The following is a 14,635-nucleotide window of genomic DNA, read 5'->3' on the forward strand; positions in this document are numbered from 1 at the left end:
GCGCAACCGGCGACGCCAGGCCGCCTGCTGCCGCGACGGCGCCGGCAAGCGCAAGACCGCCGGCGGCAAGGGCAACCTGGGCTGCCAGCGTCATCTTGCCTGACGCCGCCACCAGCAAGGCGGCGAACCAGCAAAGACCGAAGGCGGCGAAAATGGCTGCGACGGTGACGGCGGCGCCCATGCCCGAGGTGACCAGTGTCACCGCCGCACCGGCGGCGAAGAACGGAGCGGCAAGCATGATGCCGATGAACCGGCGCTGGCGCAGGCGATCGCCCTGGCCGATGATGGCCGGATGGACCATGCGTTCGCAACCGGCCGCCAGCGCGCCAGGCAGTTCAATGTATCTGGCAGTTGTCAAACTCAACGCACTCGCACCCGGTCGTGACTGCCCTGCTTTGCAGGTCGCTTTTGCTTGTTTGAAACTCGCATCCAGCGTTTAAGGAATGAATAAGGCTGACCGGAACAACGAGCGCGCTGCGGCAAAAATTGGAGCGCCGGCACCGGAATGCACCGCCATTTGTGGCCATAGTAAACGGAGCGTTATGTGCAAAGGGCGTGCTCGTGGCTGCGAAACCCTGAGCCGGCATGCCTGCTCTTCTGAAGATATCCATGCGCAACAATCGCTTAGATGGTTACTGCAAGGTTAAGAAAATTGCCGGCATTTGAGGCTAATGCACTGCAAAACGCCTCGCTTCGAATTTGCCTAAAATTTGAGGAAAATTTTCGCTGAGCAAGAAAGCCGTCCTTTGCGCCTCATGTGCCATTGTCGCTGATATAAAGAGGTCATTGCGCATGGACGCATGATCCGGTCATTGGACGAGAGGGCAGATCGATGGGCTTTTTGATAAGAATGGCGTTCTGGTTTTCGCTGGTGTTGCTGGCGCTGCCGCTGACCGTCGGCCCCGACGAGGATGGCCGCGAGAGCGTCGGGCCGTTCCAGGCGCTTTTTGCGGCGCGCGAAGCGGTCGGCGACATCGCGGGCATTTGCGAGCGCAAGCCGGACGTCTGCGAAACCGGCAAGTCGGCGATGCATACGATCAGCGCCCGGGCCAAGGAAACCGCCAAGATCGCCGCCGCCATGCTGGACGACAAGAGCGCCGAGACCTCGCCCGATACATCGCTGGCCACCGGCAGCGTCGCCAAGGACATCGTGCTGCCGGCGACAGTCAACATACCTGCCAAGCTGGTGGCGAAGAACTAAACACCGTTTCAGCTGTATCTACAGCGACACCGCAGGCCGGTCGGACCTCTCGATGCCTGCGGTGCTTTTCTTCTTTTTCCGTGACGCCGCAGCCGCGGATGACTATATCCCGAGCAATGGCCACGACGATCCAGACGATCCGCGACGACTTCTCCCTGCTCGACGAGTGGGAAGACCGCTATCGCTATGTGATCGAGCTCGGCGAAGCGCTGCCGCCATTTCCCGACGCCGAACGCAACGCCGCCAACAAGGTGCCGGGCTGCGTCAGCCAGGTCTGGCTGACCACGAGCCGAGCGCCGGGCGCCGATCCGGTCATCACCTTCACAGGCGATTCAGACGCTCATATCGTGCGCGGTCTGGTCGCCATCATGCTGGCGCTGTTTTCGGGACGGACTGCCAGCCAGATCCTTGAAACGGACGCAGAGGCGACGCTGAGGTCGCTTGGCCTCGACGAACATCTGTCGCCGCAGCGGGCCAATGGCCTGCGCTCGATGGTCAAGCGCGTCAAGCGGGACGCCGAGATGGCTCTCAAGCAGACTGCTTGATTGCTCTATCTTCTCTTCTTTCGACGCAATTCCAAGGGAAAGCGCTCGGCAGTTTTCCTGGAATTGTTCTAGAAACAAAAACGGCGCCGTAAGGGGCGCCGTTGATCTTGTCCATTGGAGCCGGTGTTACCGCCCCTTGCGCTTGCGGCCGAGGCCCATCTTCTTGGCCAGCTGCGAACGGGCAGCGGCATAGTTAGGGGCAACCATCGGATAGCTGGCGTCGAGATTCCACTTCTCGCGGTATTCATCGGGCGTCAGACCGTAATGGGTCATCAGGTGGCGCTTCAGCGACTTGAACTTCTTGCCATCTTCAAGGCAGACGATGTAATCGTCATGAACAGAGCGCTTCGGGTTTACCGCAGGCTTCTGCTTGTCGGCCGGAGGCTGTTCGCTTGCTCCGCCCACGCGCCCGAGAGCGGCATGGACATCAGCGATAAGGTTCGGCAATTCGCCGACCGGCACGGGATTGTTGCTGACATAGGCTGCCACCACATCGGCGGTCAGCTCGATCAGCGCATCGCTATTTCTGGAAGGTGTTTCGACGATATCCATGGTTTAGGCCCCAACGAAGGATGTTTCTGTTTGCGCCCTTTTTGGAAGATCGGGCATGGCGCGAATTTCACGCGGGAAGAGCTTCATGGATTCGCGTCCGGGCATCTTAATGAGCCCACAGACAAAGTAAGTCAATTCGCATCTTGCGCTATATTCAACGATATTCATCGAATAGTCGCTCTTCAGCTTCAATCTTTCGTGCACTCTGTAACTTCGCGATATTTTCTGGTCGGACCAGGACTAGCATGACGTAAGGTCACACCACCGCTAAATCAGCAAGGACTCATAAAGTGGGCAGCGATGCTTGGTCTATGCTTCGAGGTTTGGGCGGCTGATTGTCGGATTCGTACCAAACTGTAAGTTGCAAAGCGTTGGCGAAACACGCCGAAGAAGATCTTCGGTCTGACCGGATTCAATACGGCGTGAGGTATTTTCCATAGACCCAGCCACTAACAAAACCACCATTTTGCGCCGGGTCGTGCCAAACTTGACACCATTGATAGCGAATTGCCTGTTTCTGTTTCCAGTGCGGCTGGCCGGCGATCTCCAGAAGATTCAAGCCGCCGGTGCACTTGCCGGTCATCTGCAGGATCGTCCCGTTAGGATAGGCGGCCTGCTTCCGCGAGGTGCCGGACGGATATTTGCGAACGTTGAGCGTGTCGCCGAACGGCACGCCAGCCACTTGCCAAGCGGCGAACGCGGTTGCATGAGACTGGCCGGTGAAAGCCAGAACGGTCGAAGCGACGACGGCGAGAGCCGCAGCGGTGTTGATATGGAAATTCATCATCCTCTCCTTTTGGCTCATCTCCCGAGCCCGCCGCAACCAATACATCCCGGCCCTTGAACCCGCGCTGATCGGCGTGTTCATTTGCCATTCAAGTAATTTCTTCAGTGAGACGCAATGACCAAGACCTCAGCTTTTCCGACCGCCAGCCCGCCGAGCCCCGAGAAACACCCCGTCTTCGACACGCATCACGGCATTACCCGCACAGATGACTATGCCTGGCTGAGGGCCGAGAACTGGCAGGCGATGTTCAGGGACCCTTCCCTGCTTGAGGGCCGCATCCGCGCCCATCTCGAAGCCGAAAACGCCTATCAAGCAGTGCTTATGGCCGATACGCTAGAGCTTCGGAAGCAGCTGTTCGGCGAGATGAAGGGGCGCATCAAGGAAGATGATTCGACGGTGCCGATGAAGGATGGCCCCTATGCTTACGGCTCATCCTTCAAGCTTGGCGGCGAACAGCCCCGCTATTTCCGCATGCCGCGCGATGGCGGCGATGAGCAGATCCTGCTCGATGGCGACGCGGAAGCCGAGGGCAAGCCCTATTTCCGCCTCGGCGGCGTCGACCATTCGGCCGATCACCGCAAGCTGTTGTGGGCGTTCGACGACAAGGGCTCTGAATTCTTCACACTTCGCGTGCGCGATCTCACCAGCGGCAAGGAACTGAGCGACCAGATCGAGGCCACCAGTGGTGGCGGCGTCTGGAATGCCGCCGATGACGGCTTCTTCTACACAAGGCTCGACGACAATCATCGCCCGTCCAAGGTGCTGTTCCACGCGCTCGGCGGCAGCCCCCTTAATGACCGGCTGATTTATGAGGAAACCGATCCCGGCTTCTTCATGGATGTCGGCGGCACGCGCTCCAACGAATGGATCATGATCGGGATCAACGATCACGAAACCTCGGAATATCACCTGATGCGCGCCGATGAGCCTTTCGCCGAGCCAAAGCTGGTGGCAAAGCGCGAGACTGGCCTGCAATATGATCTGGAAGAAGGCGGCGACATCTTCTTTATCCTCACCAATGCCGACGGCGCCAAGGACTTCAAGATCATGACGGCGCCGGCTAATGACCCGGTTCGCGCCAATTGGGAAGAGCTGGTGGCGCACGAGCCAGGCCGGCTGATCCTGTCGGTGGTCGGCTTCAGGGATCATATGGTCAGGCTCGAGCGCAAGGAAGGGCTGCCGCGCATCGTCGTTCGCGATCGCCGCAGCGGCGAGGAGCATCTGATCTCGTTCGACGAAGAGGCGTTCTCGCTCGGCCTGTCGGGGTCCTATGAATACGACACCGAGATCATGCGCTTCACCTATTCGTCGATGACGACCCCGGCGCAGGTCTTCGACTACAATATGCGCAGCCGCGAGCGTGTGCTGCTGAAGACCCAGGAAGTGCCGTCCGGTCACAATCCGGATCATTATGTCACGCGCCGGCTGATGGCGCCGGCCGCCGATGGCGAACTGGTGCCGGTCTCGCTGCTGCACCACCGCGACACGCCGCTCGATGGCTCCGCACCGTGCCTGCTTTACGGCTACGGCTCTTACGGCATTGCCATTCCGGCGGCGTTCAACACCAACTGGTTCTCGCTGGTCGACCGTGGCTTTGTCTTTGCCATCGCCCATGTCCGCGGCGGCAAGGACAAGGGCTATGGCTGGTATGACGACGGCAAGCGGGCGCACAAGATGAACACGTTCACCGATTTCATCGCCGTCGCGCAGCATCTCGTCGCCGAGCGTTACACCCAACACGACCGCATCGTCGCGCAAGGCGGCTCGGCCGGCGGCATGTTGATGGGTGCGATCGCCAACATGGCGCCGCAAAATTTCGGCGCCATCGTTGCCGAGGTTCCCTTCGTCGACGTGCTGACCACCATGCTCGACGCAAGTTTGCCGCTGACGCCGCCGGAGTGGCCGGAATGGGGCAACCCGATCGCGTCGGCGGAAGATTACCAAACGATCGCCGCCTACTCACCCTATGACAATGTCGCCGATCACGACTATCCGCCGATCCTGGCGCTGGCCGGCCTCACCGATCCGCGCGTCACCTATTGGGAGCCGGCCAAATGGGTGGCGCGGCTGCGCGAGCGCAAGAGCGGCGACAATCCGGTGCTGTTCAAGATCAACATGGATTCCGGCCATGCCGGCGCCTCCGGCCGCTTTTCAAGGCTGGAGGAGATCGCCTATACCTACTCCTTCGCGCTCAAGGTTACGGCCAAGCCCGAACCCGAGGTTACGGGCAAGGCTGAGAATGCAACGGAGGCGTCGCAATGATCGATCTATCCACCTTGACGGCTTACATAGCGGTTGTGCTTGGCTTTGTGTTTATTCCAGGCCCAGCCACGCTTTTGACGGTCGCGCGAGCGACGAGTTCCGGAACCAGGGTTGGCGTCGCGACGGGCGCGGGCGTCGCGGCTGGCGATGTGTTCCATACCATCATGGCGATGGTCGGCATTTCGGCGATCATCGCCACTTCGGCAACGCTGTTCAGCGTCGTAAAATACATCGGCGCGGCGTATCTCGTTTACCTCGGCATTCGCGCAATCATCGAGAAAATACCGGCCGATCCTACTGCCGGTGCACTCGCGATCTCCGCCAGCAAGGCGTTTCGTCAAGCTGTCCTGACCGAAGTGCTTAATCCAAAGACGGCGCTTTTCTTCCTTGCCTTCCTGCCCCAGTTCGTGCGGCCTGAAAACGGATCGGTGATGCTCCAGCTGATGACGCTGGGCATAATCTTTGTTCTGCTCGGCCTTTTCAGCACAGTCGTCTTTGCCGTGAGTGCGGGCCGGCTCGGCACGTTCCTGCGCCGCAATCCGTCGGTGGTGAAATTGCAAGGCAAGGTGGTTGGCGGCATCTACTGCGCGTTAGGCGTCCGTCTGGCCTTGCAGCAGCGCTGATGTCGATGCGAAAGGCGCGCCCGTCGAGGCGCGCCGGTCGTCACTTTTTGAATTCCAGGCTGCTCATTTTCACTCGCATTTGCAATGGCTGCGCGCTACCCAATGCGCGCCACCTTCCAGACCATGACATACGCAAAGGGGCCACTATGTTGCTCGTCGACACCTATCTCGAGAAATCACCGATCCAGGGCATCGGGGTTTTCGCCAGGAACCACATTGCCAAGGGCACGCTGGTCTGGAAGCTCGACCCCAGATTCGACCGGATCATCGACGTCGAGACCTATGAAGGCGAGAGCGGCCCGGTGAAGAACTATCTCGACCGTTATTCCTATCCAGACCGCCGGGATCCGAACTACATCGTCTTCGAAGCCGACGACGCACGCTACATGAACCATGACGACGAACCGAATTGCGATGTCTCCTCGCCCGAGGAAACCTATGCCTTGCGCGACATCGCACCCGGCGAGGAACTGACCTGCAATTACAGTCATTTCTTCGAGACGGGCTTCGACTTCCTCGGTGATCGCCACCTGTAGATCGCCACCTGTAGCCGGGATCACTTGGCCGGCTTGCTGCGCACCGGGTAGCCGTTGGGATGCGGCGGCACCGCCTTGAGATAGGCGGCTATTGCCGCGCGATCTTCCGGCGGCAGTTCGGCCATGTTGTGCTGCACGTCGACCATGGCGCCGCCGACCGAATCGAAATCAGGGGTAAAACCGGTTTCCAGATAGTTGGCGATGTCGGCTTCCGACCAGTCACCGAGCCCGCCTTCGCCCGATGTGATGTTCGGCACGATGCCGCTGCCTTCGGCGGCCGCCGCGCCAGCCAGCCACTGGCTCTTCCTGGTGCCGCCGGTGATGTCGCGCGGCGTGTGGCATTCGCCGCAATGGCCAGGCCCCTCGACCAGATAGCGGCCGGCGAGTACCGGATCAGGCGTGCCATCGGCAAAGGCAATCACCGGCTCTTTGCTGAGATAGAGCCGCTTCCACAGGCCGAGGCCGCGGCGGATGTTGAAGGGGAAACTCAGGGAATTGTCCGGCGCCTTGCCGGCGACCGCCGGCAGCGTCTTCAGGAACGCATAGAGATCGGCAATATCAGCCGGCTTCATGCGGGCGTAGGATGTGTAGGGGAAGGCCGGATAGAAATGCTCGCCCGACGGCGACACGCCCTTCAGCATGGCGTTGGCAAGGTCCTCGACCGTCCAGGCGCCGATGCCGTCCTTGGGATCCTGCGAGATGTTGGGCGGCACAAAGGTGCCGAACGGCGTCTTGAGCTCGAGGCCGCCGACCAGTTGCAAACGGGCGTCACCCTGCGAGCCTGGCTTGGCGTGACAGGAGGTGCAGCCGCCGGCATTGAAAATGCGCTTGCCCCTGGCGGCGTCGCCGGGGCCGAGCTGCGCCAGGGTGTCAGTGTCGAGCTTGACCGACGCCGACAACAGCCAGCCGGCGCCGGCACCGACGACACCCAGGACAAGGGCGGCGCCGACAAATTTTTTCCACAAGGGCATTGCCCGGGATCAGCTCTTCTTCACCCGATAGGTCTTGTGGCAGGTGCCGCAATCACTGCCGAGCGTATCGATCTGCGCCTTCAACGCATCGACATCGGCGGGGGCGGCGGCGACTGCGGCCTTGACGTCGGCGAGGTACTTGTCTTCGGTCGATTTGAAGCCCGCCATGTCTTTCCAGATTTTGGGCGAGGCGGTGGTATCACCGCTGTCGCTGCCGGCCGGGAACAGCGTGTCGACATCGAACTTCTCGGCATTGACTTGCAGCGCCTGCAGCGCCGTCAGCACGGCGGCGGCATCGAAGTCTGCCTCGCCCTTGGCGATTTTTGACAGGCCGCCGACGATCTTGCCTCGTTCCTTCATCAGTCCCTGTCGGTCGAGGATCGGGTCGGCAAAAGCCGCCGAGGCGGCGAGGCTGAGCATAGAGATGGCGATAACAAGCTTTCTCATTCAATTGGCTCCAGGATGATGAGGGGTCGCGACCTAACGTTAACGGAGGGCGGGCCGGGATTATTCCCTGTCCGCCGGCCGGATTCTGCCGAATTTTGTGTGCCTGCTGCTTCAGCTGAGAAAGAAAAGCCCCGGAGTACCGGGGCTTCTCTGGGTCGATCAGGCTTTCGCCTCTTCGTACATTTCAAGGACATGGTCCCAGTTGATGAGGCTGTCGACGAAGGCCTCGAGATATTTCGGCCGCGCGTTGCGGTAGTCGATGTAATAGGAATGTTCCCAGACATCGACGCCGAGGATCGGCGATGCGCCATGGACGAGCGGGTTCTCGCCGTTCGGCGTCTTGGATATCGCCAGCTTGCCGTCCTTGACCGAGACCCAGGCCCAGCCCGAACCGAACTGCGTGGTGCCGGCGGCGATGAAGTCGGCCTTGAACTTGTCGTACCCGCCGAGATCCGCGTCGAAAGCCTTCTGCAGGGCGCCCGGAAGCTTGTTGCCGCCGCCGCCCTTCTTCATCCACTTCCAGAAATGGATGTGGTTGTAGTGCTGGGCTGCGTTGTTGAAGAGGCCGGCATTCTTGCCGAACGACTGTTTGACCACCTCTTCGACCGACAGATCGCCAAGGCCCGCTTCGGCGGCCAGCTTGTTGCCGTTGTCGACATAGGCCTTGTGGTGCTTGTCGTGGTGATACTCCAGCGTCTCCTTCGACATGTAAGGCTGCAAGGCCTCGTAGTCGTAGGGCAAGGCGGGCAATTCAAAAGCCATCGGTCATACTCCTCATGGAAAAATCCGGTGCGGATACCGGATTAAGATAGGGCTGCATTGATCTGGAACAACTCCGGAATGAAGCGCCAATTGCCTTTTAGCGGCTCAACCGGCGGAAGTCGAATGCGCCCATTCCCAATAAAGGTCGCGCGCTTTCTTGGCCACCGGCCCGGGCTGCAGATCGCGGTCCTCGATGCGGGTGATCGGCACGACCTTGGAATGGTTTCCGGTCGAAAAGATCTCGTCGGCTTCGAGAAAGTCGCGCACCGACAGCATCTTCTCCGTGGTCTTGAAGCCGTAATCGCCAAGCAGCGTCATGGTGCGCGAGCGGGTGATGCCGGACAGGAAGGTGCCGTTCGGCGCCGGCGTCAACACGTGGCTGTCCTTGACCAGGAAGATGTTCGAGGTTCCGGTCTCGGCGACATTGCCCAGCATGTCCAGCACCAGCGCATTGTCGAAGCCGCGTCCCTTGGCTTCGAGAATGGCGCGGCCATTGTTGGGATAGAGGCAGCCGGCCTTGGCATTGGTCGGCATGGTCTCGATGGTCGGCCGCCGGAACGGCGACACGGTGATCGAAAAGCCGGTCGGCGAGATCATCGGCGATTCGTAAAGGCAGAGGCAGAAACGGGTCGAGGCCGGATCGGCCGGCACGCCCATATAGCCGCCATGCTCGGCCCAGTACATCGGCCTGATGTAGACCGCTGTCTTGCCGTCGAACTTCTTCAGCCCGTCCCAGGTCAGTCCAACAATCTCATCGGCGCTCATCGACGGCGCGAGGCCGAGCGCGGTCGCCGATGCGTTCACCCTGGCGGCATGCAGCTCGAGATCGGGGGCGACGCCTTCGAACCAGCGGGCGCCGTCGAAGACGCTGGTGCCGAGCCACATGGCGTGGCTGCGCGGACCCAGAATGGCGACGTTGCCTTCGTACCAGTCGCCGTCGACGAAGGTCCATGTCGCCGATAGCGCCGCAGTCGCCAGTGTCATTGTTCGTTCCGCTTCAAAGCTGTTTGTTGCCAGGCATTGGAAGATGCTTTGACCGGCGCCGTCAACCGGCATGGAGCGGATTTGTTGAGGCCAGAGCGCCCGAAGAAGCGCTCAAGACTGTAATCGATGCTTGCACCTTGCGCCGCCTGGCCTCAAAACTGTCGCCATGCATTACGCGGCTTACGTTTTCGACGCCTATGGCACGTTGTTCGACGTGCACGCAGCCGTGCGCCGTCATGACGGCGAGATCGGCCCCGACGGCCCGCTGCTTTCGGAAATCTGGCGCGCCAAGCAGCTGGAATATTCCTGGGTGCGCACGCTGATGGGCGGCTATGCCGATTTCTGGCAGCTCACCGAACAAGCGCTCGATTTCGCCCTGCTCAAGGTTCCCTCCGCCGACAAGGGACTGAAGGCCAAGCTGCTCGAAGCCTATTGGCGGCTCGACTGCTATCCGGAAGTGCCGGCCGTGCTCAAGGCGCTGAAAGCATCCGGCGCCAAGCTCGCAATCCTGTCCAACGGCTCGCCCGAGATGCTGGAAGCGGCGGTCAAGTCGGCCGCCCTCGACCAGGTGCTGGACGATATCTTTTCGGTCGACGCCGTCAGGCGCTTCAAGACCGACCCGTCGACCTACGACATGGTGGCGACGGGCTGGCGACTCTATCCGGGCGCCGTCTCATTCCAGTCGTCCAACCGCTGGGACGTCGCCGGCGCCACCAAATTCGGCTTTCGCACCGTATGGATCAACCGCGCCAACCAGCCCGAGGAATACCGGGATTTCCCGCCGGCGCTGATCCTGCCGTCGCTTGAAGGCCTGCTGACCGGCGGCTGATCACTCTGTTGCCTTCGAGCAACAGTGGCAGGGCGGTCACAGCTTCGCCTTTGTTTGTCCACCCTCAGGCCAGAATCGGAACCGCCTATCGCGTCAGGCATTGGGGGAGGCCGACCACTGCGCCGCTTGAAGGCATTCACGCTTTCTTGCGATTCGAGACTTAAAAAAGGCAACCATGTTGAAGACCGAAATCGACCCCTATCGCCTGAGCCGTCGCGGCTTTCTGAATGCTGCAGCCCTTGGCGCCGCTTCGATTGCGGTCTCCGCCTGCACCACCACCGGACCGGCGCCGGCGCCGGTCGAACCGCCACCGCCGACCTATGACGAGCCGCCGCTCGGCGACTATGCGACGATGTACGGCACGATTTCCGACAGCGGGTTCGAGCTCCCGGCCATCCCGATCAAGAAGATGGACCCGCAGTTCCTGCGCCAGATCGTTCCCGATCCGACCGGCCAGCGGCCAGGCACCATCATCGTCGATACGACCAACCATTTCCTCTATCTGGTGCGCGAAGGCGGCCAGGCGATCCGTTACGGCGTCGGCCTCGGCCGCGCCGGCTTCGAATGGTCGGGAGACGCCGTCGTCCAGTGGAAGCAGAAATGGCCGAAATGGACGCCGCCCGATGAGATGGTTGCCCGCCAGCCTGAACTGGAAGAATACAGCGCCAAGAACGGCGGCATGCCCGGCGGCCTCAAGAACCCGCTCGGCGCCCGCGCGCTCTACCTGTTCCACGACAACGTCGACACGCTCTACCGCCTGCATGGCTCGCCGGAATGGAACTCGATCGGCAAATCCGTCTCGTCAGGCTGCGTGCGCCTGATAAATCAGGACATCATCGACCTCTACGACCGCGTGCCGTCGAAGAGCCCGGTCATCGTGACGTCCGACATCGGCCAGCCGATGGCGGCGAGCGCAAACCGCAGAGCCATCCCGATCGATGGCGGGGTGCCGGATGGCTCGGTCCTGCTCGGCCCGGTGACCTGATCGACTTCATCGATGCCATGAAGCGGCAGGTTCCGCTCCATGCGGCAAAGCTCGCCAGGATCCCGATAGCTTTACGCGAATGCCTGGGGTTCGCATCCAAGATATGCAATGCCGGCAACAGGAGGCCAAAAAAGACATCCAGACGAACCATGGAGCCGCTGCAATCGGGGCGGCCATGCCCTGTCAATCTCGACGCTGCTGTGTTTCGTTACCGATTGATGTATATTAGACGGGAGTATGATTGCAGAGACATACATTTCATTAGATCATTGATGGCGGGGGAACGCCGATGGTGGGATTTGATTTCGATAGTCCGCCTGCCGACGGCGCCCAGGCCAACCTGTCGGCCGAATGCGAGCGCCAATTGCTGCCGCTCGTCCGTGGAATTGTCGAGGCGGCGGTTGCCGCCGGGTGGAGCCAGGAAGACGTTCTTCTGGCCATGGTCGAGCTGTCCTGGGATCTGTACGAGAAACGCCGAGGCGATCTTTAGCAGGCCTGCGTGAGCCGGATAATTCCGTAGCGCCGGCCAAGCCAGGCCATGTTTTTCTCGCGCGAACTTTTTTCTTCACTTACAATGTTTTTTCTATCCACGGGATGCGCTACGCTGCCTTTGGGCAGGACTATGGGGGATACAAATTGCCGTCCGGATTTCCGGGTTGGCTGTTTGCACGGCACGGAATTTCGATGGGCTGGCAAAGCGGCTGAGGCAAGGCTGAATGAAAAATGCGGGCGAGGTTCAGGAACGCAGCGCAGGCGCCGATCGGGTCGATCGGCACGCCCTCGGACATAATGCCCGAAAATGCCAATCCCAGAAGAGCAACCATGCGGGGGAGCGGGATATGCTCTGTCCGCAGCCCTGGATCGCTCCCGGAGGGTCGCCATCGCCGAAGTCGCCTACCTCGCGGGATTTTCGGATCAAGGCCATTTGGCCACCGCCATGAAGAAGCACAAGGGAAAGAAGCCATGATTCGGGCGATAACTGCTGCCGGATCGTCCGTGGCAATGACAGATAGTCGACCAGCTCTGTCAATGGCCGCGCGATCTATATTCGGAATACAACGCTGGATTGCGATGGCACACTATGCACAATAACTAGGCAAAATGGTAAGATAAGATCGGAAAATAGTCAGGTAGCCTTGGCTAAAAATTCAAACCTGTAAATTTATAGTCAAAATCCTGGTAAAATTTTCATTTGAGCTCAAATTCTTCTTTGCAATATAAAGCAGCATCTGTAGGATTCGAAGGAACGTCCAGGAGCAAACGTGAATTTTGGGCGCCTCGATACAGCACAGGATTGGATTGATCGGCGCAGCAGTGGCAGAGACGAAGATGCAACATAGAGGCAACGTCCAGGAAAGCGCCGGGACAGAGCGGCGGCGCGCGGATCGTCGCATCTTCGACGGAATTCCGGAAAGCGCGGGGTGCTACCTGGTCACGTTTCGAGGCGGCGCGGCTCATGTCGTTCATGGGCCGGGATCACACACATTCAAAGCGGCGGAACATTTCGCTTCGGTTCTGCTTACACCCTCACCAGGGATTGCGGCATCGCTGGGCAGCGACAAAGTCCACGAATACGACGGCGACGTCGGCATGATCATGATCGTCCCAGCCGACCTCGGCGGCAAGGTGACCCGGTCATCCACCACGGAAAGCGTAATCGTGGCGCTCACCCCCGAGAGTCTCTTCGAGCTGGCAACGCGTGAATTCGACACCGGCCATGCCGAGCTTCAGCCGCCGCCGTACGGGACCGTCGACTTCCAAGCGCTGCAACTCGCGCAGTTGCTGAAGGCGGAACTGACGGATCGGGAAACTCCAAACGAGTTCTATATCGATTCGTTGGTCACCATGTTCGGCGTCCATTTGCTTCGGAACTACGCAGGAGCGCGAAAGTTGCCACAAGCCCCAAAGGGCGGTCTGTCGAACCGCAGCGCCCGGCGGGTGCGCGAATTCCTGGAGGTAAATTTTTCCAGCAAAATCGCGGTGGCCGAGTTGGCCGCACTCTGTGGCCTTTCGCCGAGCCATTTCATCCTGGCATTCACCAAGACCTTTGGCGAGCCGCCGCACAAATACCTGCTGCGGCTGCGTCTCGATTTCGCCGAAAAACTTCTCATCGAGAGCGACCTGTCGATTGCGGAAGTCGCTCATCTCAGTGGATTCTCGGACCAGAGCCACTTGACGGTCACCATGTCCAGATACCGGAACAGAACCCCCAGGCAGGTGAAGCTGCAACGTTAACGACTGTTGCGGCGCGCATGATTGTCCGCGGCGATACCTCGATTGATCTTCAGTATAGTCGAAGGTTGTGTGGCAGAGCAGTCACAGTTGTCGCGCAGGGACCAAATACCGGATTTTCCTACAAAGATTCCGGATTATTCCAAAATACCTGCACCGCGAATGTGCTCATGGTCGCGATTGAAGTCATTTGGGGCGGGGGAGCAACCAGATGATACAGCATGTCGGATTGTCCCATGGACATTCAATTCGCGGAAATCGAGGTCTTCGCGCCTAAGGCCGAAGCGGCCTGGGCTGCACTGCAACGCCAATACGCCAGCCGGATCAGCGCTGCGGAACTCGACCATCTCCTGGCCTGTTTCGTGCTTGGACTGACCTCTCCGGCTTGTGGTGAAGGCGATCCGGGATTTCATTTCGATCTCTGCCGCGCGCTGGTGGCGGTAAACCTGCCGCCGGAACGGACGGAGGCTGCACTGCATGCGGTTCCAGAACCGACGCAGCCATGGGTCGCGAGCGCCTATCAGCTGATTGAAAAACAAGGCGCGAAGGTCGGTCTCTCGTTGCGGGAGAAGACGCGCAATTTCGAAGATTTTTTGGCCACCGAGGCGAATGGTGCGGCACATCAGAGCGCCTCGGCAATTGCGAGGAAAAACTAGCATGACCAAACGCGTCGAGGGGCGGAGAAGGATCGAACTTTCTTCAAGCTTTGTCGGAAACTGGATCGCGGGCGCGGCCGACAGCCGCTCGGTGCGGCGCCGCCTGATGGCGGTGCTGCGCATGGCTCACCGGGTTCTTGGATTCGGTCGCAAGAATATGGGTCTGGGAACATTGGGAAGCGGCACCAGCGTGCGTTCGGCTCTGGCCTGTGGCGTGAGCCCGGCCAGCGTGCTCGGCGGCCTGGCCGCGCTCGCCGCGCTCG

17 protein-coding genes and 2 pseudogenes are annotated in these 14,635 nt (G+C 60.3%); 11 read left to right on the forward strand and 8 right to left on the reverse strand.

All coding sequences use genetic code 11. From position 1 onward, the window contains the following. A pseudogene (locus tag X726_RS0136815) lies at positions 1–301 on the reverse strand (PAS domain-containing sensor histidine kinase); the annotation flags it as partial. Positions 302–832: 531 nt separating this feature from the next. Between X726_RS0136815 and X726_RS138295 the strand changes: the two are divergent. Together X726_RS138295 and X726_RS138290 are read left to right on the forward strand one after the other, a co-directional pair. Beyond that, positions 833–1,201: a DUF5330 domain-containing protein gene (locus tag X726_RS138295; RefSeq protein ID WP_023684546.1), complete on the forward strand. Its 369-nt coding sequence runs from the start codon at positions 833–835 to the stop codon at positions 1,199–1,201. 116 nt (positions 1,202–1,317) lie between these two features. After that, on the forward strand, positions 1,318–1,746 hold the full coding sequence (locus X726_RS138290; RefSeq protein ID WP_023673679.1) for a SufE family protein: 429 nt from the start codon (positions 1,318–1,320) through the stop codon (positions 1,744–1,746). A 126-nt stretch (positions 1,747–1,872) separates the two neighbouring features. On the opposite strand, the gene X726_RS138285 is transcribed toward X726_RS138290, so the two are convergent. Beyond that, complete coding sequence (locus tag X726_RS138285; RefSeq protein WP_023673680.1) at positions 1,873–2,298, reverse strand: MucR family transcriptional regulator; 426 nt, start codon at positions 2,296–2,298, stop codon at positions 1,873–1,875. Between the two features lie 412 nt (positions 2,299–2,710). Continuing rightward, positions 2,711–3,085 carry an SH3 domain-containing protein gene (locus X726_RS138280; protein ID WP_023673681.1) on the reverse strand — a complete coding sequence of 125 codons (375 nt, stop codon included), beginning with the start codon at positions 3,083–3,085 and terminating at the stop codon, positions 2,711–2,713. 114 nt (positions 3,086–3,199) lie between these two features. Between X726_RS138280 and X726_RS138275 the strand changes: the two genes are divergently transcribed. The 3 genes from X726_RS138275 to X726_RS138265 all read left to right on the forward strand — a co-directional run bounded on the left by X726_RS138275 (position 3,200) and on the right by X726_RS138265 (position 6,506). Next, a complete protein-coding gene (locus X726_RS138275) occupies positions 3,200–5,347 on the forward strand; it encodes a S9 family peptidase (protein ID WP_023673682.1) in 2,148 nt (715 codons plus the stop codon). Then, positions 5,344–5,970 (forward strand): LysE family translocator, encoded by a 627-nt coding sequence (locus X726_RS138270; RefSeq protein ID WP_023673683.1) that lies wholly within the window; start codon positions 5,344–5,346, stop codon positions 5,968–5,970. The genes X726_RS138275 and X726_RS138270 overlap by 4 nt, the downstream gene beginning before the upstream one ends. A gap of 146 nt (positions 5,971–6,116) precedes the next feature. Further along, on the forward strand, positions 6,117–6,506 hold the full coding sequence (locus X726_RS138265) for an SET domain-containing protein-lysine N-methyltransferase (protein WP_023673684.1): 390 nt from the start codon (positions 6,117–6,119) through the stop codon (positions 6,504–6,506). 20 nt (positions 6,507–6,526) lie between these two features. Here X726_RS138265 and X726_RS138260 read toward each other — a convergent pair whose 3' ends face one another. The 4 genes from X726_RS138260 to X726_RS138245 all read right to left on the reverse strand — a co-directional run bounded on the left by X726_RS138260 (position 6,527) and on the right by X726_RS138245 (position 9,670). Continuing rightward, a complete protein-coding gene (locus tag X726_RS138260; protein ID WP_023673685.1) occupies positions 6,527–7,477 on the reverse strand; it encodes a cytochrome c in 951 nt (316 codons plus the stop codon). A gap of 9 nt (positions 7,478–7,486) precedes the next feature. Continuing rightward, entirely contained in the window at positions 7,487–7,924 is a 438-nt protein-coding gene (locus tag X726_RS138255; RefSeq protein WP_023684552.1) for a cytochrome c, read from the reverse strand. Between the two features lie 159 nt (positions 7,925–8,083). After that, positions 8,084–8,686: a superoxide dismutase gene (locus X726_RS138250; protein WP_023673687.1), complete on the reverse strand. Its 603-nt coding sequence runs from the start codon at positions 8,684–8,686 to the stop codon at positions 8,084–8,086. Between the two features lie 105 nt (positions 8,687–8,791). Further along, positions 8,792–9,670 carry a branched-chain amino acid aminotransferase gene (locus tag X726_RS138245; RefSeq protein ID WP_023673688.1) on the reverse strand — a complete coding sequence of 293 codons (879 nt, stop codon included), beginning with the start codon at positions 9,668–9,670 and terminating at the stop codon, positions 8,792–8,794. A gap of 166 nt (positions 9,671–9,836) precedes the next feature. Between X726_RS138245 and X726_RS138240 the strand changes: the two genes are divergently transcribed. From X726_RS138240 to X726_RS138230, 3 genes are all read left to right on the forward strand, one after another. Then, positions 9,837–10,499 (forward strand): haloacid dehalogenase type II, encoded by a 663-nt coding sequence (locus tag X726_RS138240; protein WP_023673689.1) that lies wholly within the window; start codon positions 9,837–9,839, stop codon positions 10,497–10,499. A 175-nt stretch (positions 10,500–10,674) separates the two neighbouring features. Next, positions 10,675–11,484 (forward strand): L,D-transpeptidase, encoded by an 810-nt coding sequence (locus tag X726_RS138235; protein ID WP_023673690.1) that lies wholly within the window; start codon positions 10,675–10,677, stop codon positions 11,482–11,484. A 289-nt stretch (positions 11,485–11,773) separates the two neighbouring features. Further along, positions 11,774–11,974 (forward strand): hypothetical protein, encoded by a 201-nt coding sequence (locus X726_RS138230; protein ID WP_023673691.1) that lies wholly within the window; start codon positions 11,774–11,776, stop codon positions 11,972–11,974. 130 nt (positions 11,975–12,104) lie between these two features. Here X726_RS138230 and X726_RS1000000170920 read toward each other — a convergent pair whose 3' ends face one another. Continuing rightward, positions 12,105–12,308 carry a hypothetical protein gene (locus tag X726_RS1000000170920; RefSeq protein WP_156940746.1) on the reverse strand — a complete coding sequence of 68 codons (204 nt, stop codon included), beginning with the start codon at positions 12,306–12,308 and terminating at the stop codon, positions 12,105–12,107. A 475-nt stretch (positions 12,309–12,783) separates the two neighbouring features. Between X726_RS1000000170920 and X726_RS01000000167730 the strand changes: the two genes are divergently transcribed. From X726_RS01000000167730 to X726_RS0136820, 3 genes and pseudogenes are all read left to right on the forward strand, one after another. Beyond that, positions 12,784–13,719 (forward strand): AraC family transcriptional regulator, encoded by a 936-nt coding sequence (locus X726_RS01000000167730; protein WP_023673693.1) that lies wholly within the window; start codon positions 12,784–12,786, stop codon positions 13,717–13,719. A 233-nt stretch (positions 13,720–13,952) separates the two neighbouring features. Beyond that, positions 13,953–14,372, forward strand: coding sequence for a hypothetical protein (locus tag X726_RS138225; RefSeq protein ID WP_023673694.1), 420 nt, complete (start codon positions 13,953–13,955; stop codon positions 14,370–14,372). A 1-nt stretch (position 14,373) separates the two neighbouring features. Beyond that, positions 14,374–14,635, forward strand: a pseudogene (locus X726_RS0136820) (hypothetical protein); the annotation flags it as partial.

This window comes from Mesorhizobium sp. LSJC285A00 (assembly GCF_000503155.1).
In the GTDB taxonomy this organism is placed as follows: domain Bacteria; phylum Pseudomonadota; class Alphaproteobacteria; order Rhizobiales; family Rhizobiaceae; genus Mesorhizobium.

What these genes read in the sequence shown, in the direction of transcription:
- X726_RS138295 (WP_023684546.1), top strand. Translation starts at nt 833, where the DNA reads ATGGGCTTTTTGATAAGAATGGCGTTCTGGTTTTCGCTGGTGTTGCTG.
- X726_RS138290 (WP_023673679.1), top strand. Translation starts at nt 1,318, where the DNA reads ATGGCCACGACGATCCAGACGATCCGCGACGACTTCTCCCTGCTCGAC.
- X726_RS138285 (WP_023673680.1), bottom strand. Translation starts at nt 2,298, where the DNA reads ATGGATATCGTCGAAACACCTTCCAGAAATAGCGATGCGCTGATCGAG.
- X726_RS138280 (WP_023673681.1), bottom strand. Translation starts at nt 3,085, where the DNA reads ATGATGAATTTCCATATCAACACCGCTGCGGCTCTCGCCGTCGTCGCT.
- X726_RS138275 (WP_023673682.1), top strand. Translation starts at nt 3,200, where the DNA reads ATGACCAAGACCTCAGCTTTTCCGACCGCCAGCCCGCCGAGCCCCGAG.
- X726_RS138270 (WP_023673683.1), top strand. Translation starts at nt 5,344, where the DNA reads ATGATCGATCTATCCACCTTGACGGCTTACATAGCGGTTGTGCTTGGC.
- X726_RS138265 (WP_023673684.1), top strand. Translation starts at nt 6,117, where the DNA reads ATGTTGCTCGTCGACACCTATCTCGAGAAATCACCGATCCAGGGCATC.
- X726_RS138260 (WP_023673685.1), bottom strand. Translation starts at nt 7,477, where the DNA reads ATGCCCTTGTGGAAAAAATTTGTCGGCGCCGCCCTTGTCCTGGGTGTC.
- X726_RS138255 (WP_023684552.1), bottom strand. Translation starts at nt 7,924, where the DNA reads ATGAGAAAGCTTGTTATCGCCATCTCTATGCTCAGCCTCGCCGCCTCG.
- X726_RS138250 (WP_023673687.1), bottom strand. Translation starts at nt 8,686, where the DNA reads ATGGCTTTTGAATTGCCCGCCTTGCCCTACGACTACGAGGCCTTGCAG.
- X726_RS138245 (WP_023673688.1), bottom strand. Translation starts at nt 9,670, where the DNA reads ATGACACTGGCGACTGCGGCGCTATCGGCGACATGGACCTTCGTCGAC.
- X726_RS138240 (WP_023673689.1), top strand. Translation starts at nt 9,837, where the DNA reads ATGCATTACGCGGCTTACGTTTTCGACGCCTATGGCACGTTGTTCGAC.
- X726_RS138235 (WP_023673690.1), top strand. Translation starts at nt 10,675, where the DNA reads ATGTTGAAGACCGAAATCGACCCCTATCGCCTGAGCCGTCGCGGCTTT.
- X726_RS138230 (WP_023673691.1), top strand. Translation starts at nt 11,774, where the DNA reads ATGGTGGGATTTGATTTCGATAGTCCGCCTGCCGACGGCGCCCAGGCC.
- X726_RS1000000170920 (WP_156940746.1), bottom strand. Translation starts at nt 12,308, where the DNA reads ATGGTTGCTCTTCTGGGATTGGCATTTTCGGGCATTATGTCCGAGGGC.
- X726_RS138225 (WP_023673694.1), top strand. Translation starts at nt 13,953, where the DNA reads ATGGACATTCAATTCGCGGAAATCGAGGTCTTCGCGCCTAAGGCCGAA.